The following is a 23,653-nucleotide window of genomic DNA, read 5'->3' on the forward strand; positions in this document are numbered from 1 at the left end:
GTCAGCGGTGCGTGGCAATCCAGATCAGCAAGCCTGCCTGAAACACGGTAAACGCAACCAGGCAAGTGATGGTGAAGCGCAACCCGCTGTCCTCACGCTTGAACTTGGTGACCTTCTCCTCTTCCTTGCGCAACTTCACTTCATGCTCGGCCAGGTTGTGCTCGGCCTGTTGCAGCATCTGTGCGGCCTCGAGAATCTCCACGAACTGCACCTTCTCGGTGTTCCAGCTGTCGAGTACTTCGCTGACTTTGCTCGGCTGCACGTTGCCTTTGAGGTGCTGTACGTCGGCGTAGGCCACGTCAAAACCCTGGATGCGCAGGAAATGATCACGGCGCAGGCGCGTGGCTTCATTCAGGGCGTCTTTGTTGGCCAGGTCCACGCCGTCGACGCGGTAGTGTGACCACTTCTTTTTGGCCCATGCCGCGCCCTGGGCGACCAGGAAACGGCCGAGGCCACGGTTGGCCGGTTCGATTTCCAGGCTGTTGCCCGGGCCGAAGTGCACGCGGTGGGTATCGTGATCGACCCAGATATCCAGGTGGTTCTGCTCACGGCGCACGCGTTGCGCCGGCAACTGGATGACCATGCGCAACAGGCTGCGATGTTTGTCGTGGCGCTCGGCATAACCGAACTGCACAAAGCGCAAGGGCCGTGCGCCGGTCGCGCGGTCCGTGGTCAGCGGCGCCAGGCGCAGCATCTTGAAATGTTCGGCCTGTACGTCCGCCCACGGCAGCGCCGCCGCCTCGACGGCCTCGGTTTTTTCAGCCGGGGTGTCGGCGGTAGGTTCTGGTGTAGCTTCGGTGGTTGTCATGCGGCGCGATCCTGTCCAAGCCTTGCGAGTCGGCAGTCTTTTTACTGTCGACTCTGGGCTTATCGGCCGCGTTCTTCAGGACTGGAGGCAAATAGTCGCTTAACGGGGCCCAAGTCCGTCGATAAAGCGCACGATGCGCTGGCCCAGCTCGGCCGCGAGGGGCAGTTGCGGGTCGTTGTAGGACTCCAGTTGTTCCTTTACATCCTTGGGGATGATGCGCATCACGTGGTTCATCCCCTCGATTACCGTGAGTTGCGCGTCCGGCTTGGCTTTTTTCAACAGTTGGGCATCGGCGACGCCGACCTGAATGTCGTGGGTGCCCTGGATGATCAGCGCCGGCATCTTCAATCTGGCGAACGCGGCCGAAGGATCGGCGCGGAACAGGCTGATCAGGTAAGGCTGCACGCTGGGTCGGAAAATACCTTCCAGCGGGCGAGGCACATCGGCATCCACTTGACCGGCCTTGAGGTGATCGAGGATCTCATTACTGCGCAGCAGCAGGGCCGGAGGTAGATGGTTGGCCAGTTGCTGGCGAATCACCTGGTCTACCGGCCGGGCGCTGCCGGAGAGGGAAATGACGCCCGCCGGGTCAAGTTGCGGCGCGGCGAGGGCGGCTACCAGTGCACCTTCGCTATGGCCCAGCACGATCAGCGGGCCCAGGCGGGTGTCGTGCTTGAGCAGCTTGCCCCAGGCCACGGCGTCGGCCACATAGGCGTCGAGGGTCAGGTTGCGCTCGTCCGGGGTTGCGGCGAGGCTGGCGGCCACCCCGCGCTTGTCGTAGCGCACGCTGGCAATGTTATTGCGGGCCAGCACCCAGGCCAGGCGCTTGAGGCTGTCGTTGCGTGCGCCGTCGGCGCTGTTGCCGTTGCGGTCAGTGGGGCCGGAGCCGGCGATGATCAGTACCACCGGCACCGGCTTGTCGGATTTGGGCAGCAGGAGCGAACCGAATAACTCGCCGCTGCCGGTGTCCAGGCTGATAGGCCGTTGCAGCACGACAGGGGAGGCGGCGAAGCCAAGGCTGGAAAACAGGGTGAGGGTCAAAAGCAAAACTCGTAGCATCATCGCGCCATTATCAGGAAGGTGCCGGTTGGACCAATGTCTACCGGTAAGGTTTCGAGGATGAACTAGTCCGATAGCCTGCGTATACTGGCCGCCTTAAGTTATTACGGTTGACTTGATTCAACTGATTTCACGGAGCGCCCTGCATGTCCGGCAATACCTTCGGCAAGCTGTTCACTGTCACCACCGCGGGCGAAAGCCATGGCCCGGCGTTGGTCGCCATTGTCGACGGCTGCCCGCCTGGCCTCGAGCTGTCCCTGGAGGACTTGCAGCGTGACCTGGACCGCCGCAAGCCCGGCACCAGCCGTCACACCACCCAGCGTCAAGAGCCCGACGAAGTCGAAATCCTTTCCGGCGTCTTCGAAGGCCGCACCACCGGTTGCGCCATCGGCCTGTTGATCCGCAACACCGACCAGAAGTCCAAGGACTACTCGGCGATCAAGGATCTGTTCCGCCCGGCCCACGCCGACTACACCTACCATCACAAATACGGCGAACGCGACTACCGCGGCGGTGGCCGCAGCTCGGCCCGCGAAACCGCAATGCGCGTGGCGGCCGGTGCCATCGCCAAGAAATACCTGGCCACCCAGGGCATCGTCATCCGTGGCTACATGAGCCAACTGGGCCCGATCGAAATCCCGTTCAAGACCTGGGACAGCGTTGAAGACAACGCCTTCTTCAGCCCCGACCCGGACAAGGTGCCGGAACTGGAAGCCTACATGGACCAGTTGCGCCGCGATCAGGACTCCGTCGGCGCCCGGATCACCGTGGTCGCCGAGGGCGTCAAGCCAGGCCTGGGCGAGCCGATCTTCGACCGCCTGGACGCTGAGCTGGCCCACGCCCTGATGAGCATCAACGCGGTGAAGGGCGTGGAAATCGGCGCCGGTTTCGCCTGCGTATCCCAGCGCGGCACCGAGCATCGTGATGAACTGACGCCGCAAGGTTTCCTGAGCAACAACGCAGGCGGCATCCTCGGCGGTATTTCTTCCGGCCAGCCGATTGTTGCGCATCTGGCGCTCAAGGCCACATCGAGCATCACCACGCCTGGCCGTTCGATCGACGTGCACGGCAACCCGGTGGACGTGATCACCAAGGGCCGTCATGACCCGTGCGTGGGCATCCGCGCCACACCGATCGCCGAGGCGATGATGGCCATCGTGCTGATGGACCACCTGCTGCGCAATCGTGGGCAGAACGCCGATGTACAGGTGAGTACCCCGGTGCTGGGCCAGCTGTGACGTCCAATGCTGTTGAGCGAGCTTCCTGTGGCGAGCGAGCTTGCTCGCGCTGGGCCGCGAAGCAGCCCTACGCATGAGTCCCGTCCTCCCATACTGGCGCCTCTCCAGCTTCTACCTGTTCTATTTCGCCCTGCTTGGGGCGACGGCGCCATTCCTGGCGTTGTACTTCGATCACCTGGGGTTCCCCAGCGCACGGATCGGCGAATTGGTGGCCATCCCCATGTTGATGCGCTGCGTGGCGCCGAACCTGTGGGGCTGGCTCGGCGACTACAGTGGCCGGCGGCTGGCCATCGTGCGGTTTGGCGCGGTGTGCACCCTGGCGAGCTTTTCACTGATATTCGTCAGCAAGACCTACGCCTGGCTGGCCATGGTGATGGCGCTGCATGCGTTCTTCTGGCACGCGGTACTGCCGCAGTTTGAAGTGATCACCCTGGCCCACCTGCAAAAACAGACCTCGCGTTACAGTCAGATCCGCCTGTGGGGCTCCATCGGCTTCATCTTGACCGTGGTCATCATGGGGCGCCTGTTCGACTGGCTGAGCCTGGATATTTACCCGGTAGTGGTCGTGGTGATCATGGCCGGCATCATCGGCGCCAGCCTGTGGGTGCCCAACGCGCAGCCAGCCGCCCAGGGCAACCGCCTGGCCGGTGACGGGTTTCTCAGGCAATTGCGCAGTCCCAGGGTGCTGGCGTTTTATCTCTGCGTGGCCTTGATGCAAATGAGCCACGGGCCGTATTACACCTTCCTCACGCTGCACCTTGAACACTTGGGCTACAGCCGAGGTGTGATCGGCCTGCTGTGGGCGATGGGGGTGGTCGCCGAAGTACTGATGTTCCTGGCCATGAGCCGCATCCTCGCGCGCTTTTCGGTACGCCGGGTGCTGCTGGCCAGTTTCCTGTTGGCAGCGCTGCGCTGGTTGCTGCTGGGGACACTGGCTGAGTTTTTCTGGGTGCTGTTGCTGGCGCAAGTGATGCACGCCGCCACGTTCGGCAGTTTTCATGCCGCGGCGATTGCCTTTGTGCAACGCAGCTTCGGCGACCGCCAGCAAGGCCAGGGCCAGGCATTGTACGCAGCCTTGGCCGGCACGGGCGGGGCGGTCGGCGCCCTGTACTCCGGTTACAGCTGGAACCTGTTGGGGCCGACCTTCACCTTTAGTATTGCCAGCGTCGCAGCCCTGGCCGCTGCCGTTATCATGGGCCTTCGATTGCAAGAGCCGAACCAAGGAACCGTGCAATGAGTTATGTAGCCGTCTACCCCGTCGCCACACCCGATACCCCGAACAAGGTGTTGACCCACTTTGACGATATCCGCTCGACCCTGGCTGAACACGGCGTGCGGTTTGAGCGCTGGCAGCCTGTCGTCATTGAAAAGGGCGCCAGCGACACGGCCATGATCGCGGCCTATCAGCCGCAGATCGACACCCTGGGCTATGCGGCCGCAGAGGTGGCCAGCGTGACCCGTGACCACCCACAGAAGGATGAGTTGCGCGCCCAGTTCCTTGACGAGCGCCGTTACAGCGAAGATGAAGCGCGTTTCTTCATCGCGGGCCAAGGCCTGTTCAGCCTGCACATTGGCGACTACGTGTACGGCGTGCGCTGTGAAAAAAATGACCTGCTGGTGATCCCCGCCGGCCTGCCCCATTGGTTCGACATGGGGGACAACCCGCACTGTGTGACGCTGCGCTTGTTCAACACGGTTGAAGGGCAAGTGCCTGATTTTACCGGTGACACCCTTGCACGTCTTTTTCCAGGGTTGGATGACTAACCACCAGTATTTGAATGTTCAACCCCGGTAAGTTTGAAATTGCTGTGGGAACAAGCTTAATTGCTTGTAAGGTTTGACTGTTTATTTTGTGTTCTGCGCTTTCATTCCATTCGTTATGTAACTCTCTCCAGATTCGATGTTTATGTCGCCTGTCAATAGGAGGAATCCGAAGGGTGACAAGGATTCTGTAAACCAAAGGAGAGAGCAATGAGTGGCCCCGTCAAGTCAGGTCACCCGCTGGTCAGCCTGCCGACGGCGATCAGAAAGCGCATGAGTTTGTCCGGCAAACCTTTGACCCCAGCGGAACTGGAGATCCTGCGCTGGGCCTCGGAGGGCAAGACGGTGTGGGAGATCAGCCAGATCCGCGCCACTTCCGAAGCGACGGTGAAATTCCACCTGCGCAACATCTATGGCAAGTTGGACGTGACCAACCGGGTACAGGCGATGAACGAAGCCGCCCGCCAGGGCTTATGCTGACGCACAGCAAAAAGGGCCGCGACGCTGGATGGCGTCGCGGCCCTTTTGTATACGTGGGGTTTATGCCGAATGGTAAGTCGGCAGGGCAAAGCGGTTCTGGCTTTGCAGCATCGAAATCTGCGGTAGCTCACTGGCTTGTTCGGCCAGGTCACGGCGAATAGCGCTGATCACCCAAGTCAGTTGATCGGCGGTGTGCAGTTGCTGATAGGAAATCGAACGCTTGACCTGTTTGCCTTCGCTGTTGCGCAGGGTCAACAGGATACCGCCATCGGGACGCGGCTGAGTGGTGACTTCGTATTGGGAGAATACAGAGGCGAATTTGTCTTGGATCAGGCTCATATCTATCAGCTCCGTTGGCTCAAGTGGGCAAGCATGGAGTGATAGGTGCAGTGATTGTGCCAGTATTGAAATGCTTAAAAAGCCTTTATAAATCAATAAGTTATAAAATTTCTAGATTTTCGGTTTCGTGCAATTTGCATGAATGGCCATCGTGCATCCTGCATTTTGCGTTATCGAGGCCGAACATTTCGTACTGCGCTTGCGGTTAATGACTGCTGGCTCGCCGCAAAATTCCGTTTTTGTGTCTTGCCTGGCCGGGATACAAAACTTTTCAAATCCTGCGTGTACACCCACAGAATCGCTGGCGTATTTTCCTGCAAGACGTTTGGGCTCCTGCCTACAGGAGCAGCGTTGTTGTGGGTCAGACCAAGAATAAGAAAAAGGACGTCCGCCATGAGCCATCAGCAAGACGACATGATCACCTGGAGCATGATGCTGCGTAAGGTGCCTGCCATCGTTCGAGCCCTGCCACGGGTGGTGCGGGGCATGCGTGCGGCGAATGTCACTGACCCCCGACAGCCTTGCGGGCTCGGTTGGCATTTCGAACAGGCGGTGCTGCGCAATCCACACGGCGCCGCACTGTTGTACGGCGACAGTGTGCTCAGTTACAGCGAAACCAACCAGCGCGCCAACCGTATTGCGCACCACCTGCGCGCCCAGGGCGTCGCCAAGGGGGATGTGGTTGCCGTGTTTATCGAAAACCGTCCCGAATTGCTCCTGACCGTGCTGGCCGTGGCCAAGCTGGGCGGGGTTTGCGCCATGCTCAATACGTCCCAAACCCAGGCGACGCTGGTGCACAGCCTGAACCTGGTAAACCCGGTGGCGATCGTGGTGGGCGCAGAGTTGGTGGCCGCTCACACGGCGGTGCGTAATCAGGTAGCGATCGAAGCGGCCAGGACCTGGTTTGTCGCGGATCAAGCCACGAGCGCGGTACCGGATGGTTATGTTGACCTGATGGCCGCCAGCGTCGGCTGTTCGGTGGACAACCCCGACAGCACCGGGCACATCTTCTGCAACGATCCCTGCTTCTATATCTACACCTCCGGGACCACCGGTTTGCCCAAGGCCGGGATCATGAAACACGGGCGCTGGACCAAAACCGCCGTCAGCTTCGGCAGCATTGCCCTGGACATGGGCACGGACGACGTCCTGTATTGCACCTTGCCGCTGTATCACGGCACCGGCTTGTGTGTGTGCTGGGGTTCGGCGATCGTCGGGGCGTCGGGGTTCGCCATTCGCCGCAAATTCAGCGCCAGCCAGTTCTGGGACGATGCACGCAAATTCAACGCAACCACCCTGGGCTATGTCGGTGAGCTGTGCCGTTACCTGCTCGACCAGCCGCCCAGCGCGCAAGACCGCGACAATCGGGTGACCAAGATGGTTGGCAATGGCCTGCGTCCGGGGGTGTGGGCGCAGTTCAAGCAACGCTACGGGGTTGAGCATGTCTGTGAACTCTATGCCGCCAGTGATGGCAACATCGGCTTCACCAATGTCTTGAATTTCGACAATACCATCGGTTTTTGCCTGCAGCACTGGGCGCTGGTGGACTACGCCCACGACTCGGGCGAGCCGCTGCGTGGCCACGACGGCTTGATGCGCAAGGTGCAAACGGGCGGGCAGGGGTTGCTGCTGGCCAGGATCGATGAAAAGTCGCCCTTCGACGGCTACACCGACCCGGAGAAGAACCGCAAGGTGGTGCTCACCGACGTGTTCGAGAAGGGTGACCGCTATTTCAACACGGGTGACTTGTTGCGCAGTATCGGCTTCGGCCATGCGCAATTCGTCGACCGCCTCGGCGATACCTATCGCTGGAAGGGCGAAAATGTGTCGACCACCGAAGTGGAGAACGTGCTGCTGCAGCACCCGCAGATCGCCGAAGTGGTGGCCTACGGCGTCGAGATCGAAAACACCAATGGCCGTGCGGGCATGGTCGCGATCACGCCCAGCGAGTCCTTGGCGTCATTGGATATGCGTGAGTTGCTGCAATTCGCCCACGGCCAGTTGCCACACTATGCAGTACCGTTGTTCCTGCGGATCAAGGTGCAGATGGAAACCACCGGCACTTTCAAATACCAGAAGGTCAAGCTCAAGGAAGAGGCCTTCGACCCTGGCAAGTCGGGCAATGATCCTGTCTACGCGTGGCTGCCGGGTTCGGACTGCTACGTGCCGATGACCGGGCAATTGCTGGCGCAGATTCAGGGTGGCCAGTTCCGCTATTGATTCTGCCTATGAGGGCTTTTGACAAAAAAGCCATGACCGTGAGGAACTCAGCCGCCACACTGGCACCCTATACAGCACCCCTTATGGAGCCCTCGCATGTCAGACCACGCCAAACAAATGACCGAAGACGAAGCCGCCGAATTTGCCGAACAGGTCTTCGATGTGGCCCGCAAAGGCGATGCCGCCATGCTCGCGGCGTTGCTGGCGAAAGGCTTGCCGGCCAACTTTCGCAACCATAACGGCGACACGTTGCTGATGCTCGCGGCCTACCATGGTCATGCCGAGGCGGTTAAGGTGCTGCTGGAATTCAAGGCTGACCCGCAGATCGCCAATGACAAGAACCAACTGCCGATCGCCGGCGCAGCGTTCAAGGGCAACCTGCCGGTGGTCAAGGCGCTGATCGAAGGCGGCACGCCAGTGGATGCCGCGTCCTCGGACGGCCGCACGGCGTTGATGATGGCGGCGATGTTCAATCGCGTTGAAATGGTCGATTACCTGCTCGGCCAGGGCGCTGACCCCAAGGCGGTCGATGCCCAGGGCGCGACCGCGCTGGCGGCGGCGCAGACCATGGGGGCGGTGGACACGGCGGCGCAGTTGCAGAAACTGGTGTAGGCTACGCGCCCTCGAAAACCCGCCCGCCACAGGATCCGCCCATGAAAACCGCCCTCGTCGAACTCATCAGCAAAATCAGCGCCGGCGTCATGGGCGAGGACGAAGTGGCGCGCATCGCCAACGAGGCGGCCCAGGCCTACGCCGACCCTGTGGCTTTTCTGGCCGCCAACCCGGATATCAACTACGACGATACGTTTCCTATCCCGTTGGGTGAGTGGGTGGTGGTCGGCAGCTTGCCGGAGACTGCACTTTTCCAGGCTGACACCTACGGCGACCTGTTTGCGCAGATCGTTGCCTCGTTCGGTCCGGGCGTGGCGTTCAACCTCAAACCCAAGCAACTGGCCAAGACCGACGATCTCACCGCGCTGAACCGCATTCAGATCCAGATGAGTGCCCTCAGCCAGGAAGAGGGCGGTTACGTGCTGATGAATTTCAGCCAATTGCTCGATGACGAAATCCAGGCGGTGCTGGTGTACGGCAACGACCTGCCACGGGTGCTGGAACTGTGCGCGCAAGTGGGGATCAAGGCCGAGCCGTCCCTGGAAGCTCTGCGCGTTGCCGTACACGTCTGAAATAAAACGGAACCCCTGCCAGGGCTGACTATCCTACAAGTGCATGCCCTCACTTAGGAGCGACACCATGGGTTCCACTTTTAATGGCCTGATCGGCCTGATCATTCTGGCGCTGGATATCTGGGCGATCATCAACGTGTTCAAAAGCGGCGCGAGCACGGGCGCCAAAGTGCTGTGGATCTTGTTGATCCTGTTGCTGCCGGTATTGGGCCTGATCATCTGGGCAATTGCCGGGCCGCGCGGCAACGTGCGGATCTGACAAGTCACTCCATTGGGAGTGGCCACAGTCCATATATGGCTACAGTGAATAATGTGAGAGGTGGCTTGCTCCCGATGGCGGTGTTTCAGTTAACACATTCGTTGACTGTTACACCGCCATCGGGAGCAAGCCCCCTCCCACATTTGCTTTCCCAGTAGTTGGGAGATTTGTGTGTCGAAATATTCGGTGCACGAAATTTTCACATCTCATCCAAGACAATTCGCCGGCTTCATTTCCCATCCAAAGGCTCTATTTCGAGTGCCATTCACGGTGGGGCAGTGGTGCGCGTTCAGTAATTAATAGCCTTGCCGCCGTTGATCGGGCACCATTCGCGCCACTGCATTACTTCGAAACTTAAACTTCCAATGGGTCCTGAAACGACATGGCAAACCCGGACGCCCTGAATCAGCAGCGAGCTTCAAATCGCCTGCTGCAACCGACCGTCAAATCCCATCTGGCGTACACACTGCTTTGCGCACTGGTCATGATGGTGATGTTCTCCCTGCTGCGCCTGGCGCTGCTGGTCTACAACCGTGAGATGATCCTCGACACGCCGGCCTCGACCTTCCTCGAAGCGTTCGCCAACGGTACGCGCTTCGACATCCGCTTTGTGATGTATGCGCTGGTGCCGCTGCTGCTGGCGTTGTTCAGCGTGCGAGCCATGGCGGCGCGGGGGTTCTTCCGTTTGTGGCTGACCGTCGCGTCCAGCATTGCCCTGTTCCTGGGCCTGATGGAAATGGACTTCTACCGCGAATTCCACCAGCGCCTCAACGGCCTGGTCTTCCAATACGTGAAGGAAGACCCGAAAACCGTGATGAGCATGCTCTGGTACGGTTTCCCGGTGGTGCGTTATCTGCTGGCCTGGGCCGTGGGTACGCTGATCCTGAGCATGGCCTTTAAAGGTGCCGACCGCGCAACGCGCCCCCGTGGCCCGTTCAGCGGCGGCAGCATCGGCACGCGCCAGGTGGCGCCGTGGTACACCCGTATTGCGGTGTTCGTGGTCTGCCTGCTGATCGCTACCGTCGCCATTCGCGGCACCCTGCGCCAGGGCCCGCCGCTGCGTTGGGGGGATGTCTACACCACCGACTCGAATTTCGCCAACCAGCTGGGTTTGAACGGCACCCTGTCGCTGATTGCCGCCGCCAAGGCGCGTTTCTCCGAAGAGCGTACCAACATCTGGAAAGCTACCCTGGACCAGCCGCTGGCGACCCGGACCGTGCGCGACATGTTGCTGCTGCCGGCCCATGAGAAGCTGGTAGACACCGCCAGCGCCGCCGTGCGCCGTGACTTCACGCCACCGGCCGAGAAGACCCTGCCGATCAAGAACGTCGTGGTGATCCTGATGGAGAGCTTTGCCGGTCACTCGGTAGGCGCCTTGGGTCGTCCGGGCAATATCACGCCGTACTTCGACAAACTGTCCAAGGAAGGCTTGCTGTTCGACCGCTTCTTCTCCAACGGCACCCACACCCACCAGGGTATGTTCGCCACCATGGCCTGCTTCCCGAACCTGCCGGGCTTCGAATACCTGATGCAGACACCCGAAGGCAGCCACAAGCTATCGGGCCTGCCGCAGTTGCTCAGCGCCCGCAAGTTTGACGACGTGTATGTCTACAACGGCGATTTCGCCTGGGACAACCAGTCGGGCTTCTTCAGCAACCAGGGCATGACTAACTTCATCGGGCGTAACGACTTCGTCAACCCGGTGTTCTCCGACCCGACCTGGGGCGTGTCCGACCAGGACATGTTCAACCGTGGCCTGGAAGAGTTGAAAGCCCGCGAAGGCGGCAAGCCGTTCTACGCACTGCTGCAAACCCTGTCCAACCACACGCCGTACGCGTTGCCGACGCCATTGCCGGTAGAGAAAGTCACCGACCGTGGCAGCCTCAACGAGCATTTGACCGCCATGCGTTACTCCGACTGGGCCTTGGGCCAGTTCTTTGAAAAAGCCCGTAAAGAGCCGTACTTCAAGGAAACCCTGTTCGTAGTCGTGGGCGACCACGGTTTTGGTAACGAACAGCAGATCACCGAGATGGACCTGGGCCGCTTCAACGTGCCGATGCTGATGATTGCACCGGGCATGCAGGAGAAGTTCGGCGTGCGTGACCACACCGTGGGCACCCAGATCGACATCGTGCCGACCATCATGGGCCGCCTCGGCGGTGATACCCTGCACCAGTGCTGGGGCCGTGACTTGCTGAACCTGCCGGAAGGCGACAAAGGCTTCGGCGTGATCAAGCCATCGGGCAGCGACCAGACCGTCGCCTTGCTCACCGACGACCGCGTGCTGGTATTGCCTAAGGAAATGCCACCGAAGCTGTGGCAATACGAGTTGGGCGAAAACCCGACCGGCAAAGTCATTCCGGATTCGCCGGATGAGGCGGCGTTGAAGCAGAAGCTTGAATCGTTCCTGCAAACCGCAACCAAGAGCCTGCTGGATAACACGGCAGGTGTGGTGGATGGCAAGCCGGACTAATTAACCGGCAATAAAAAAAGAGGCCTCTATATGAGGCCTCTTTTTTTGGGCGGCGCTTATATGCGACCGAGCAACAGCAACACCAGCAGAACGACCAGCACGACACCCAGGATACCCGATGGGCCATAGCCCCAATTACGCGAGTGAGGGAACACCGGCAAGCCGCCGACCAACAGCAGGATCAGGATAATGATCAGAATGAGGCTCATGTTTTCTTCCTTATTGGCCTTGGGTAAAGACCGGTTGTTTAACGAGAGGCCCGCCAGTTGTTCACGGACGCCTTGATAACTCCGACTGTGCCCCTTTAAAGAAAATTCCCTGTTTCTTTAAAGCATTTTGCAAACTTTCTTATTTCTTTTAATGCGCTCGCAAATAGCCAGGCTTAGTTGAAAAAGATTGAACTTACCCGATAAGCCAGCCTCGTACCCGCTCGCCGGTTTGCCCGAGGCATTCATCAATTGGATGGTGCGTGGGTACGCGAAAAACCTTCGCTACACTGCCGAGCACTACTTCCGAGAACACAAGGCAACTTCTCTATGCAAAATCGCATGATGATCACTGGCGCCGGGTCCGGGCTGGGTCGTGAAATCGCTCTGCGCTGGGCCCGTGAAGGTTGGCAGTTGGCCTTGTCGGATGTCAGCGAGCCGGGCTTGCAGGAAACCCTCAAGCAGGTGCGCGAGGCCGGTGGTGATGGCTTCACCCAGCGCTGTGATGTGCGTGACTACAGCCAGCTCACGGCGCTTGCCCAAGCGTGCGAGGTGAAGCTCGGCGGCATTGATGTCATCGTCAATAATGCCGGGGTCGCGTCGGGCGGCTTCTTCGCCGAATTGTCCCTGGAGGATTGGGACTGGCAGATTGCAATCAATCTGATGGGCGTGGTCAAGGGATGCAAGGCGTTCCTGCCGCTGTTGGAGAAGAGCAAGGGCCGGATCATCAACATCGCCTCGATGGCGGCGCTGATGCAGGGGCCGGCGATGAGCAACTACAACGTGGCCAAGGCCGGTGTGGTGGCGCTGTCGGAAAGCCTGCTGGTGGAACTCAAGCAGCAGGAAGTGGGTGTGCATGTGGTGTGCCCGTCGTTTTTCCAGACCAACCTGCTCGACTCTTTCCGGGGGCCGACCCCGGCGATGAAGGCGCAGGTGGGCAAGTTGCTGGAAAGCTCGCCGATCTCGGCGGCAGACATTGCCGATTACATCTACCAGCGCGTGGCCGCAGGTGAATTCATGATTCTGCCCCATGAGCAGGGGCGGATGGCCTGGGCCTTGAAGCAAAAGAACCCGCAATTGCTCTACGACGAAATGACGCTGATGGCCGACAAGATGCGGGCCAGGGCGCAAGCCGTTAAGGGCTGATTAGCGTGCGGTCTGTCAGGCAAATTACCTGTTGATGTAGGTAGTGCCTGATTTGACCGCAAGCCATTGCTGGGCCCTATTCAAGCGCGCATGGTCAAGGTCCTGTCACTCCAAAAGGACAACCGCCATGCTGGTCTTAAGCCGCGCCATAGGCGAAATCATCTCCATCGGCGATGACATCGCTTTGCATATCCTCGAACTGAACGGTACCCAGGTAAAATTCGGTATCGCGGCGCCCGTGGGCGTCAAGGTGCACCGTGCCGAGGTCTACCAGAAGATACTCGAACGCCAGGCAGCCCAACCCCACACCGCCACCAACCCCTGAAACGTCCTCAGTCGAACAGATGCTTGGGCACATCGTGCTTGAGCATCAACTGGCATTGCTCGCTCTCGGGGTCGAATACGATCAGCGCCTGGCCCTTGGTCAGGGCTTGGCGTACGCGCAGTACGCGGGTTTCCAGCGGCGTGTCGTCGCCATTGTCGGTGCCGTCGCGGGTGACGAAGTCTTCGATGAGCCGGGTCAGGGTATCGACTTCAAGTGCATCATAGGGAATCAGCATACAAGCCTCAGAGGTAGGGTCCCGGCGATCCTACTGCGCCGGGGCCCTGGTTACCAGCAGCGTCAGGACTTCTGACCGACCAGGCTGTCCACCGACGGCACGCGAGTGTCGCTCTCCATCTGCGTCTCGTGTTCCAGCTGATGGCTGAACCTGTCCAGAGAGCCCTGGGCCGGCTGTGCATCGCTGGCGAATACCGGCGGGCTGAGAATATAGGCGCCCAACAGGCGGCTGAGCGCGGCCAGGCTGTCGATGTGCGTACGTTCGTAGCCGTGGGTGGCGTCGCAGCCGAAGGCCAGCAGGGCGGTGCGGATGTCGTGGCCGGCGGTGACGGCCGAGTGGGCATCGCTGAAGTAGTAACGGAACAAGTCGCGGCGTACCGGTAGCTCGTTGTCATTGGCCAGGCGCAGCAGGTGGCGAGACAGGTGATAGTCATAGGGCCCACCGGAGTCCTGCATCGCCACGCTTACGGCGTGCTCGCTGGAGTGCTGGCCGGGTGCGACCGGCGCGATGTCGATCCCCACGAATTCACTGACATCCCAGGGTAGGGCGGCCGCCGCGCCACTGCCGGTTTCTTCGGTGATGGTGAACAGCGGGTGACAGTCGATCAGCAACGGTTCGCCACTGTCGACGATGGCCTTGAGGGCGGCGAGCAAGGCCGCGACGCCGGCTTTATCGTCCAGGTGGCGGGCGCTGATATGCCCGCTCTCGGTGAATTCGGGCAACGGGTCGAAGGCCACATAGTCGCCCACGCTGATGCCCAGCGAATCGCAGTCGGCGCGCGTGGCGCAGTAGGCGTCCAGGCGCAGTTCCACATGGTCCCAACTCACCGGCATTTCATCCACTGCGGTGTTGAAGGCGTGTCCGGAAGCCATCAGCGGCAACACACTGCCGCGAATCACACCGTTGTCGGTAAACAGGCTGACCCGGCTGCCTTCGGCAAACCGGCTCGACCAGCACCCCACCGGCGCGAGGCTCAGGCGACCATTGTCCTTGATCGCCCGTACCGCCGCACCGATGGTGTCCAGGTGCGCGGAGACGGCGCGGTCCGGGCTGTTTTTCTGACCCTTCAGGGTGGCGCGAATGGTGCCGCGCCGGGTCATTTCGAACGGAATGCCCAGTTCTTCCAGGCGCTCGGCGACGTAGCGCACGATGGTGTCGGTAAATCCGGTCGGGCTGGGAATGGCGAGCATTTCCAGGAGGACTTTTTGCAGGTAGTTCAGATCCGGTTCGGGGATGGTTCGGCTCATAAAGACTCCTAAGGTCGGATCGTTCAGCTGTGGGGAAACAGCAAGTCCACAAATTTTTGCGCAGTGGGTTGCGGCTCATGGTTGGCCAGGCCGGCGCGCTCATTGGCTTCGATAAACACGTACTCGGGCTGGTCTGCCGCGGGCACCATCAGGTCCAGGCCCACCATTGGGATGTCCAGGGCACGGGCGGCTCGCACCGCGGCATCCGCCAGGGTGGGATGCAGGATCGCGGTGACATCTTCCAGGCAGCCACCGGTGTGCAGGTTGGCCGTGCGGCGCACCGCCAGGGTCTGGCCAGGTTGCAGGATGCTGTCGTAGTCATAGCCGGCAGCATGCAGTGTGCGCTCGGTTTCACCATCGAGCGGGATCTTGCTTTCGCCATCGGTGGCCGCTTGGCGGCGACGGCTTTGGGCCTCGATCAAGGCGCGGATGCTGTGGTGACCATCGCCGGTGACTTCGGCCGGGCGGCGGATCGCGGCGGCGACCACTTCAAAGCCGATCACCAGAATGCGCAGGTCCAGGCCCTGGTGAAAGCTTTCCAGCAGCACCCGGCTGTCGAACTGGCGTGCCGCCTCGATGGCCTGTTGCACGTCTTCGATGGTCTGCAAGTCCACCGCCACGCCCTGGCCTTGCTCGCCGTCCAGCGGCTTGACCACGATGCGCTGGTGCTCATCGAGAAACTCGAGGTTGTCATCGGCACTGCCAGCCAATTGTTGTGCCGGCAAGTTCAAACCCGCCGCCTTGAGTACTTTGTGGGTCAGGCTTTTGTCCTGGCACAAGGTCATGCTGATCGCGCTGGTCAGGTCGCTGAGGGATTCACGACAGCGCACACGGCGCCCGCCATGGCTGAGGGTGAACAAGCCGGCCTCGGCATCATCGACCTGTACATCGATGCCCCGTCGATGGGCTTCTTCGACGATGATCCGTGCATAGGGGTTGAATTGCGCCTGCGGACCCGGCCCCAGAAACAATGGTTGGTTGATGCCATTCTTGCGCTTGATCGCAAACGTGGTCAGCGCCCTGAAACCCAGCTTGGTGTAAAGGTTCTTGGCCTGGCGGTTATCGTGCAGCACCGACAGGTCGAGATAACTCAGGCCACGGCTCATGAAATGCTCGACCAAGTGGCGCACAAGTACTTCACCCACGCCGGGGCGAGTGCACTGCGGGTCGACCGCCAGGCACCACAGGCTGCTGCCGTGTTCCGGGTCGTGAAAGGCTTTCTGATGATTGAGGCCCATCACGCTGCCGATCACCGCGCCGCTGTCTTCGTCTTCGGCCAACCAATACACCGGGCCGCCTTGGTGGCGGGGCGTGAGACGGGCCGCGTCGACGGGCAACATGCCGCGTCCCTGGTACAGCAGGTTGACCGCCTGCCAGTCGGCATCGGTCTGTACGCGGCGTATGCGAAAGCCGCGAAATACGCGGGTGGCCGGGCGATAGTCGGTAAACCACAGGCGCAGGGTGTCGGAGGGGTCGAGGAACAATTGTTGCGGGTCGAGCCCGAGAATCTGCTGAGGCGCGGCCACGTACAGCGCGATATCGCGCTCCCCAGGCTGCTCCTTGAGCAGTTCTTCGGCCAGGCTGGCGGGGTCGGGAAACGTATGGCCGATCAGTAACCGGCCCCAGCCGCAATGTACGGCAATCGGTTCAGCGTGGTGCGGGTTGCCATCCTCGGCCAGTCGGGCTTGCAGGCGTTCGTAGGACGGCGCCTGGCCCTTGAGCAAACGTTGGCTGTAAGCCGCTGCATGGGGTTTCATCGATCAGATTCCTTGTTCGCTGAGCCACAGGTTCAGCGCCGCCAGTTGCCACAGTTTTGAACCGCGCAACGGGGTCAGTTGACCTTGCGGGTCGGTGAGCAGGCGGTCGAGTGTGGCCGGGTTGAACAGGCCACGGTCCTGGCTGGGGTCGAGCAGCAGGTCGCGCACCCAATTGAGGGTGTCACCCTGCAAATGCTTGAGGCCCGGCACCGGGAAGTAACCTTTCTTGCGGTCGATGACTTCGCTGGGGATGACGCGGCGCGCCGCCTCTTTCAACACCTGTTTGCCGCCATCGGGCAATTTGAACTGGCCTGGCACGCGAGCCGACAGTTCCACCAGGCGGTAGTCCAGGAACGGCGTACGCGCTTCCAGGCCCCAGGCCATGGTCATGTTGTCGACGCGTTTGACCGGGTCGTCCACCAACATCACGGTGCTGTCCAGGCGCAGCGCCTTGTCCACTGCGGCATCCGCCCCCGGCATCGCGAAATGCTCGCGCACGAAGTCGCCCGCAGCGTCGTTGGCGGTCAGCCATTTCGGGGCGACGGTGGCGGCGTAGTCGTCGTAGCTGCGGTCGAAGAACGCCTCGCGGTAGGCGCTGTAGGGATCGCTGGCGCCGTCCACCTGCGGATACCAGTGGTAACCGGCGAACAACTCATCGGCGCCCTGGCCGCTCTGCACCACTTTGCAATGCTTGGCCACTTCCCGAGACAGCAGGTAGAAGGCGATGCAGTCGTGGCTGACCATCGGCTCGCTCATGGCGCGGAAGGCCGCAGGCAGTTGCTCGATAATCTCGCTTTCGGCGATGCGCAACTGGTGGTGGCGGGTGTTGTAGTGCCGGGCGATCAGGTCCGAGTACTGGAACTCGTCGCCACGCTCGCCGCCTGCATCTTCAAAACCGATGGAGAAGGTCGACAGGCCCTCTACGCCGACTTCGCGCAGCAGGCCGACGAGCATGCTCGAGTCGACGCCGCCGGAGAGCAGCACACCGACATCCACGGCGGCACGTTGGCGGATCGCCACGGCTTCGCGGGTGCTGTCGAGGACGCGGTCGGTCCAGTCTTCGAGGGTGAGGTTGCGTTCATCCTCACGCGGGCCGTAGGGCAGGGTCCACCAGGTTTTCTGCTCGGTCTTGCCGTTGGCGTCGATGCGCATCCAGCTGGCCGGTGGCAGCTTTTCAATGCCGGCCAGCAAGGTACGCGGCGCCGGCACCACGGCGTGGAAATTCAGGTAATGGTTGAGTGCCACCGGGTCAAGGATCGGGTTGATGTCACCGCCCTTGAGCAGTGCCGGCAACGCCGAAGCAAAGCGCAAGCGCTGACCGCTGCGTGACAGGTACAACGGCTTCACGCCGAGACGGTCACGCGCAATAAACAGGCGCTGGGCATCCCGCTCCCAAATGGCAAATGCAAACATGCCATTGAGCTTGGGCAACAGCGCTTCGCCCCAGGCGTGATAGCCCTTGAGCAGCACCTCGGTGTCGCCGCCGGAGTAGAAGGCGTAGCCCAGGGCTTCCAGTTCTGCCCTGAGTTCCGGGAAGTTGTAGATGGCGCCGTTGAAGGCCAGGGACAGGCCCAGATGGGCGTCGACCATCGGTTGGGCCGAGCCGTCCGAGAGGTCCATGATTTTCAGGCGCCGGTGGCCAAGCGCAATCGGGCCCTGGGCGTGGAAGCCCCATGCATCCGGCCCGCGCGGGGCCAAGTGATGGGTGATGCGTTCTATTGCTGCCAGGTCGGCAGGTTGATGATCAAAACGTAGCTCGCCAGCTAATCCACACATAAATTCCTTACCGGTTTTTCCGTTGGGGAGACTAAAAAACTCACAGCGCCGAAAGGGCGCATACCCTGAAACTGACCCGAGGCATTTGTGGGAGTTTTAGACCGATAAGTTATAAGGCAAATGGCCGCGATCGGTTTTTGCCCGGTCCTTGTCGGGCGCGGTGTGCAGCGAATTGGCGTCAAATAACGCAAGTTTGCATAGAAAATCTGCATTGATCGCACAGGACAATGCAGGGGTATTCGAATCTGTTTTCCTGTATTTCGCGCTTATCGTATCCATCGTTATTCAACGCAAAGGAAGACGTTGTCGATGGTGCCGAGACGCGAGTTGCTCAATGCCGCAAAGCCTGTGACCCAAGCCGAGATGGAGGCTGCCCTGCTGGAGATGACCGGCGACCTGGGCAAGGCCCGGGCGCTGCAGGCCACGCTGCCGCATTGGCTGCTGGAGGCCAAGTCCACTACTCTGCGAGCGATCGAACAAACCCACCGTGACAGCCAGGAGACGCGCCTGCGTGCTCAGCAACGGCTCGGGCGCCTGCAGTCGCTGGACAGGTTTTGCATTGAGCGATTAAGCACTTTTTTACTGGGCAAGGGCGTAGCGGGCGTGGAAGTGGAGCGTGACACGCTGGAGCTGTCAAAACGCAGCTTGTCGGGCGTCGGCGCGGACCTGGGAGGCGCCCTGCAAGAGACCGTGACGGTCGAGACCCTCTGCCTGGTGCAGGCGGCGATGAAAAACTTTTCCGAGAGCCAGGCCGAACCTGGTGGCTTGTCCGCTTCGGCGCTGCTGCGCAGCGCGGCTACCGGGCAGGCCATCGCCGGCATGACGGTTACCGAGTTTGTCGGCTACTGCCGTGAGCTGGATCTGGGGGCGGCCTACCAGGCTCACGTGCGCAGCGTATTCAACCTGCGGGGGCCGGGCGCCGATGGGCAGGGTTTCAATCGGACAATCTTTGATCTTGGCGAATCCAAAAGCCTCGACCTGCAAATGGACCTGCATATCGCCTATGCCAAGGGTTACCTCGGCGAGCCGACCTACGACGGGTTGCTCAACCTGATCAAGGCTGACCAGCCGGCGGATGAATCGCAAAGTTCGATTCCGGCCAATGAGCCGTGGATCTGGCAAGGCCTGAATATCGACAGCGTCTGCCTGTGGGGCGTCATGCTGTTCAGCCGGGAGCCCCCCGGCCAATTGCCGACCAGGCATTTTGTGGTCTACATGCCCAACGAGCCGCTGCGCCCCTGGTACGAATACGCGCACCTGGAGGACTTCACGCTTTATCTGAGCCTGATGTTGCAAGCGCAGTCTTACCGCAAAACGTTCGGGGCTTATCTGGATGAATCTGAGCGCCTGGAGTTTTTCCAGCGCTACGATACGGCGCGCAAGGTCGGCCCGTTACGAGTGATCCCGATACAGGTACGGTTGTCGGATTTCCTGGTTCAGGCCTGTATCGGCAAGATCCAGCTCGATGCCCTGGTATTGGCGGTGCCCAAGGCCGAAGTGGATGAAGAGGCCTGGCAGCAACGTCTGCAAACCTATCTGGATATCGGGCTGAACGCGCTCAACGTAGCGGGTTTTGTCGTCCCGGTACTGGGCCAACTGATGATGGGCGTGGCTGTCGGCCAACTGCTCGGCGAGGTGTTTGAAGGCGTCGAGGACTGGGCTCACGGCGAGAAGGACGAGGCGCTCCACCACCTGTTCAACGTGGCGGAAAACATTGTGGGCATGATGCTGTTCGCCGCAGGCGGGAAAGTCGTTGGCAGCCTCAAACGCCAGCTCACTCGGTCTTCGCGGTTCTTTGAAAAAGTCGAGCCCATCGCCTTGCAGGATCAGAGCCCGAGGCTGTGGCGCCCGCGGCTGGCGCCGTACAGCCAGCCGCCGGAAATGTTCCAGCGCGGATGGGACGTCGACTCCAGAGGCATCTACCAGGCCAACGGGAGCGCCTATGCGAACATCGATGGCGCCCTGTACGCGATCAGCTTCGATCCGGTCATGGGCAAGTGGCGCGCCCTGCACCCGCGACGACCTGAGGCCTGGCGCCCGCCCCTGGAGCATAACCGGCAGGGTGGCTGGCAGCACGCATTCGAGCGTCCGCAGGACTGGTATTCGCCCTCTTATAACCTGAGGCGGATCGATCCCGCGTTGAGCGCAGTGCCCGAGGACCCGTTGAACAGCCTCGCGGCCATCACCGAACTGGCACTGGCCGACATGCAACACCTGGCCCTGGAGCACGAACCCTTGCCGGAGCGAGTTCAGAACGCCGTGGCGCGCTGGCGCCTGCATCATAAAATCGGCGCGCTGACCTATACGCTTGAGCAGGGCGCGCGCGCCGATGCTGCCACCGCGCGTGTGCAAATGCTCGCCTTGCCGTTGATGCCGGGGTGGCCCAAGGGGCGCTTTTTTGAGGTGCGCGACGAGCCGGGCAATGTGCTCGAAAGCCTGGCGTTCCGGGAACCCTTCGACGATGAGGGCCTGCCTGTTCCTGTCACCGAGCAACAGCTCAAGGAGGGTCAGGTGATGGACGTGCTGCTGCAAGCGCTCAGCAGTGAAGAACGTACACAGCTGCTTGGGCAAACCGTTGCGCGGGAACAGGCGCCCGAGGTGCTTCGAAAGCAGCTGCTGGCGACCGTCAACACACAGCATGCGCAGTTGCATCGTCGTCTTTATCAGGATTACGAAGGCGTTGCTCAGGGGGAACTGGAGCCTTTGATCGCGCTATATCCCCAGTTGCCACGTCGAGTGGCCAGGGAACTGGCCTCCCAGGCCCGCACGACTGATCGCCGGGTCTTGCATGAGAGCGGCCGCGTTCCGTTGCGCCTGGCGCGCAAAGCCCGACAGGCTCTGAATAAATTGCACGAGGACCAGGCACTGATGGGCCTGGTTTGGCCGCAATTGGCCAACGCGGGGACGCGACGTATTGCGCTGGGCACGCTTGAGCGTTTGCCGGGTTGGCCGCGGGATTTTTCGTTCCAAGTGCGCGAAGGGCATTTGACCGGACGCCTCCTTGAGCAGGTCGGGCCTGCCGGAGCGGCAGTGCGCCGTACGATCGTCGAGTCCGCCGAGGGTTTTCAGGTGTTTGACGAGCAAGGCCATAATCTCGGCGCGCACATCACCGGCCCGGACGGTTTGTATCAGGCAATCGTCGATTGCCTGTTGGATACCCAGCGCACGGCCTTGCGCCTGGCCGGCGCGCGCACCGGCAGTCAACTGCGCAGCCAACTGCGTTTCAAGTCCCAGGGCGAACGACATCGCGTGAAGGGCTACCTGTGGCCAGAGCGGGGCATGCCTGAAGCCGCGCCGACGTCCTGTATTCAAGCGCAACTGAGGACGCCCGCCGCGCATCCGACGGCGTTGGTGCGTAAGCTTAAAAAGTTGTATCCGCTTTTGAGCGACGTGGAAATTTCACGATTGATCGAGGGTGCCGGCCACGACCACGTGTCCCGGGCCATGAGGGTGGAGGCGCTTGAAGGTGAGTTCGCTTCACTGCACGGTGCGCTGAAAACCTGGAGCAATCAGCGGGCACCGAGTAACAGCGAAGCGATTGCGCCCTGGGATCAGCGCCTGAGCCGGCTCCAGGCCATGAACCTGATCGAGCGGTGCTGGCGGCGGATGAGCCTGGCGCGCGACGAGCACGGCTTGCGTGTGCCGACCCTTGAACTCGACGGCATGCTGTTGGGAGGCTTGCCGACGTTGCCGTCGTCCATTCAATTCGAGCATGTTCAGCGTTTGTCGTTGAGAAATATGCGCCTGGGCGATGACGTTGCGTATTTTCTCAAGCACTTCAAGGCGGTGCACACCCTCGACCTGACACAGAATCACATCACGCGGCTGCCCGAAGTACTCGGGCAAATGCCGCAGTTGGTGCGGTTGAACATGGCCAACAATCAGTTGCAGTTGACTGAACACACCCTTCGCAAGCTGGCCGGCCTGCGCAACCTGCACTCGCTGAACCTGAGCGAAAACCCGCTGATTGACGTGCCGCAAGTGGGGAAGATGCTCGACCTTCGCGAACTGCTGCTGCGCAATTGCAAGCTCACCGACTTTCCCGAGGGTTGCCGGCGGTTGCCGTGGCTGGAGCATGTCGACTTGCGCCAGAACGAAATCAAGGTATTGCCGGACTGGTTGTTCACCATGCCCCGACGGTTTACCGAGGCATTCAACCTGCGGCTCAACCCGCTGTCATTCTCCAGCCGACTGGCGCTGAAGAATTATCGGCTCAACCACGGCACCGGCATGGGTTTCCTTGAGGATGACCTTGCGCGCTTGAGCGAACAGCGTGCCCGGGAGCTGTGGTTAGGCGATGAAGGCGTGAGCCATTACGCTGAAAAGAACCGGGTGTGGCGAGGCCTCGCGGATGAGCCGGGCTCCGACGGCCTGTTCAACTTGCTTGCCGAACTGGGCGGCACGGCGGATGCGCGCTGTGTGCATGAAGACCTCGATCGACGAGTGTGGCGCGTGCTGATGGCCGCCGCCGACGACGAGGATTTGCGCGAGGGGGTGTTCCAGCGCGCCGCCACACCGCTGCGTTGCGATGATGCGGCGGCCAACAATTTCAGCACACTGGAAGTGCTCACGGAGATCAGCGACGCCACGCGCTTGATCGAAGGCCGGGTACTGACGGCCAAACCGTTGCTGAAACTGGCCAGGGGATTGTTTCGACTGGACCAGTTGGAAGGTATCGCGCGCCGCCACAGTGACAGCAACCCTGCGGTCGATCCGCTGGAAGTCAGCCTCGCTTACCGCACTGGGCTGGTCGACCGCTTCCACCTGCCGGGGCAACCCCTGCATATGCGCTTTGCGCGCCTGGGTGGGGTGACGCCCAGTGCGCTGGACAGCGCCGAGCAGCAAGTCAAGACGGCTGAAATGTCGTCGCGCCTGTTGAATTATCTGGTCGAGCTACCGTTCTGGACAGACTATCTGAAGCGCGTCTTCGGCAGCCGTTTCGAGCGTTTGAATGAGCCGTACAACCGGCGTGTGAACGAGGTGTTCGACTTGAGCCTGACGCTGAGTGACATCGATTATCGCGACCAGATGAACGTGATCCTGCATGAGCAGGAGCAGGCCCAGGCGGCCGAGCTCCGGCGCCTGAGCGAGGATGCCTTGCGCATCGATGACCTGGGGATCTGCCCCTTGCCCTGAGGGG

20 protein-coding genes are annotated in these 23,653 nt (G+C 61.0%); 12 read left to right on the forward strand and 8 right to left on the reverse strand.

Features of this window, described 5'->3' with window-relative positions; all coding sequences use genetic code 11:
- Position 1: 1 nt before the first annotated feature.
- The gene (locus JBE38_RS02075) at positions 2-808 is read right to left on the reverse strand and encodes a hypothetical protein (protein WP_090369621.1); all 807 of its coding nucleotides are present in this window, start codon (positions 806-808) and stop codon (positions 2-4) included.
- Positions 809-907: 99 nt separating this feature from the next.
- Positions 908-1,870, reverse strand: coding sequence for an alpha/beta hydrolase (locus tag JBE38_RS02080; protein ID WP_090369623.1), 963 nt, complete (start codon positions 1,868-1,870; stop codon positions 908-910).
- 143 nt (positions 1,871-2,013) lie between these two features.
- On the opposite strand from JBE38_RS02080, the gene aroC reads away from it, so the two are divergent.
- The 4 genes from aroC (at position 2,014) to JBE38_RS02100 (ending at position 5,346) form a co-directional block, all read left to right on the forward strand.
- The gene (aroC, locus tag JBE38_RS02085; protein ID WP_060755951.1) at positions 2,014-3,105 is read left to right on the forward strand and encodes a chorismate synthase; all 1,092 of its coding nucleotides are present in this window, start codon (positions 2,014-2,016) and stop codon (positions 3,103-3,105) included.
- Between the two features lie 73 nt (positions 3,106-3,178).
- Positions 3,179-4,342 (forward strand): MFS transporter, encoded by a 1,164-nt coding sequence (locus JBE38_RS02090; protein ID WP_205343446.1) that lies wholly within the window; start codon positions 3,179-3,181, stop codon positions 4,340-4,342.
- Positions 4,339-4,869 (forward strand): 1,2-dihydroxy-3-keto-5-methylthiopentene dioxygenase, encoded by a 531-nt coding sequence (locus JBE38_RS02095; protein WP_205343447.1) that lies wholly within the window; start codon positions 4,339-4,341, stop codon positions 4,867-4,869. Before JBE38_RS02090 ends, JBE38_RS02095 begins: the two co-directional genes overlap by 4 nt.
- 207 nt (positions 4,870-5,076) lie before the next feature.
- Positions 5,077-5,346 (forward strand): response regulator transcription factor, encoded by a 270-nt coding sequence (locus JBE38_RS02100; protein ID WP_060755948.1) that lies wholly within the window; start codon positions 5,077-5,079, stop codon positions 5,344-5,346.
- Positions 5,347-5,406: 60 nt separating this feature from the next.
- Here the strand turns inward: JBE38_RS02100 and JBE38_RS02105 are convergent, their stop codons facing one another.
- Complete coding sequence (locus JBE38_RS02105; RefSeq protein ID WP_060755947.1) at positions 5,407-5,685, reverse strand: DUF3509 domain-containing protein; 279 nt, start codon at positions 5,683-5,685, stop codon at positions 5,407-5,409.
- A 393-nt stretch (positions 5,686-6,078) separates the two neighbouring features.
- On the opposite strand from JBE38_RS02105, the gene JBE38_RS02110 reads away from it, so the two are divergent.
- The 5 genes from JBE38_RS02110 to JBE38_RS02130 all read left to right on the forward strand — a co-directional run bounded on the left by JBE38_RS02110 (position 6,079) and on the right by JBE38_RS02130 (position 11,821).
- Positions 6,079-7,905, forward strand: a complete 1,827-nt coding sequence (locus JBE38_RS02110; RefSeq protein ID WP_205343448.1) for a long-chain-acyl-CoA synthetase — start codon at positions 6,079-6,081, stop codon at positions 7,903-7,905.
- Positions 7,906-8,001: 96 nt separating this feature from the next.
- A complete protein-coding gene (locus JBE38_RS02115) occupies positions 8,002-8,517 on the forward strand; it encodes an ankyrin repeat domain-containing protein (protein ID WP_060755945.1) in 516 nt (171 codons plus the stop codon).
- 41 nt (positions 8,518-8,558) lie between these two features.
- Entirely contained in the window at positions 8,559-9,089 is a 531-nt protein-coding gene (locus tag JBE38_RS02120) for a hypothetical protein (protein ID WP_060755944.1), read from the forward strand.
- Positions 9,090-9,156: 67 nt separating this feature from the next.
- Positions 9,157-9,348 (forward strand): PLDc N-terminal domain-containing protein, encoded by a 192-nt coding sequence (locus JBE38_RS02125; RefSeq protein WP_003172956.1) that lies wholly within the window; start codon positions 9,157-9,159, stop codon positions 9,346-9,348.
- Positions 9,349-9,730: 382 nt separating this feature from the next.
- A complete protein-coding gene (locus JBE38_RS02130) occupies positions 9,731-11,821 on the forward strand; it encodes an LTA synthase family protein (protein ID WP_205343449.1) in 2,091 nt (696 codons plus the stop codon).
- Positions 11,822-11,877: 56 nt separating this feature from the next.
- Here JBE38_RS02130 and JBE38_RS02135 read toward each other — a convergent pair whose 3' ends face one another.
- Positions 11,878-12,030 (reverse strand): DUF3309 family protein, encoded by a 153-nt coding sequence (locus tag JBE38_RS02135; protein ID WP_015885095.1) that lies wholly within the window; start codon positions 12,028-12,030, stop codon positions 11,878-11,880.
- A gap of 327 nt (positions 12,031-12,357) precedes the next feature.
- Between JBE38_RS02135 and JBE38_RS02140 the strand changes: the two genes are divergently transcribed.
- Positions 12,358-13,173, forward strand: coding sequence for an SDR family oxidoreductase (locus JBE38_RS02140; protein WP_205343450.1), 816 nt, complete (start codon positions 12,358-12,360; stop codon positions 13,171-13,173).
- A 127-nt stretch (positions 13,174-13,300) separates the two neighbouring features.
- Positions 13,301-13,498 (forward strand): carbon storage regulator CsrA, encoded by a 198-nt coding sequence (gene csrA, locus JBE38_RS02145; RefSeq protein WP_060755941.1) that lies wholly within the window; start codon positions 13,301-13,303, stop codon positions 13,496-13,498.
- A 7-nt stretch (positions 13,499-13,505) separates the two neighbouring features.
- Here the strand turns inward: csrA and JBE38_RS02150 are convergent, their stop codons facing one another.
- The 4 genes from JBE38_RS02150 to JBE38_RS02165 form a co-directional block, all read right to left on the reverse strand.
- Positions 13,506-13,733, reverse strand: a complete 228-nt coding sequence (locus tag JBE38_RS02150; RefSeq protein WP_003192759.1) for a YheU family protein — start codon at positions 13,731-13,733, stop codon at positions 13,506-13,508.
- 62 nt (positions 13,734-13,795) lie between these two features.
- Positions 13,796-14,980 carry an osmoprotectant NAGGN system M42 family peptidase gene (locus JBE38_RS02155; RefSeq protein ID WP_090369643.1) on the reverse strand — a complete coding sequence of 395 codons (1,185 nt, stop codon included), beginning with the start codon at positions 14,978-14,980 and terminating at the stop codon, positions 13,796-13,798.
- A gap of 23 nt (positions 14,981-15,003) precedes the next feature.
- Positions 15,004-16,737: an N-acetylglutaminylglutamine synthetase gene (ngg, locus tag JBE38_RS02160; protein ID WP_205343451.1), complete on the reverse strand. Its 1,734-nt coding sequence runs from the start codon at positions 16,735-16,737 to the stop codon at positions 15,004-15,006.
- A gap of 3 nt (positions 16,738-16,740) precedes the next feature.
- Entirely contained in the window at positions 16,741-18,513 is a 1,773-nt protein-coding gene (locus tag JBE38_RS02165) for an N-acetylglutaminylglutamine amidotransferase (protein WP_205343452.1), read from the reverse strand.
- Between the two features lie 309 nt (positions 18,514-18,822).
- Here JBE38_RS02165 and JBE38_RS02170 point away from each other — a divergent pair, with 309 nt between their 5' ends.
- Positions 18,823-23,649 (forward strand): NEL-type E3 ubiquitin ligase domain-containing protein, encoded by a 4,827-nt coding sequence (locus JBE38_RS02170; protein WP_205343453.1) that lies wholly within the window; start codon positions 18,823-18,825, stop codon positions 23,647-23,649.
- The last annotated feature ends 4 nt before the right edge of the window (positions 23,650-23,653 follow it).

This window comes from Pseudomonas sp. ICBG1301, assembly GCF_016918385.1.
GTDB classification, from domain to species: domain Bacteria; phylum Pseudomonadota; class Gammaproteobacteria; order Pseudomonadales; family Pseudomonadaceae; genus Aquipseudomonas; species Aquipseudomonas palleroniana.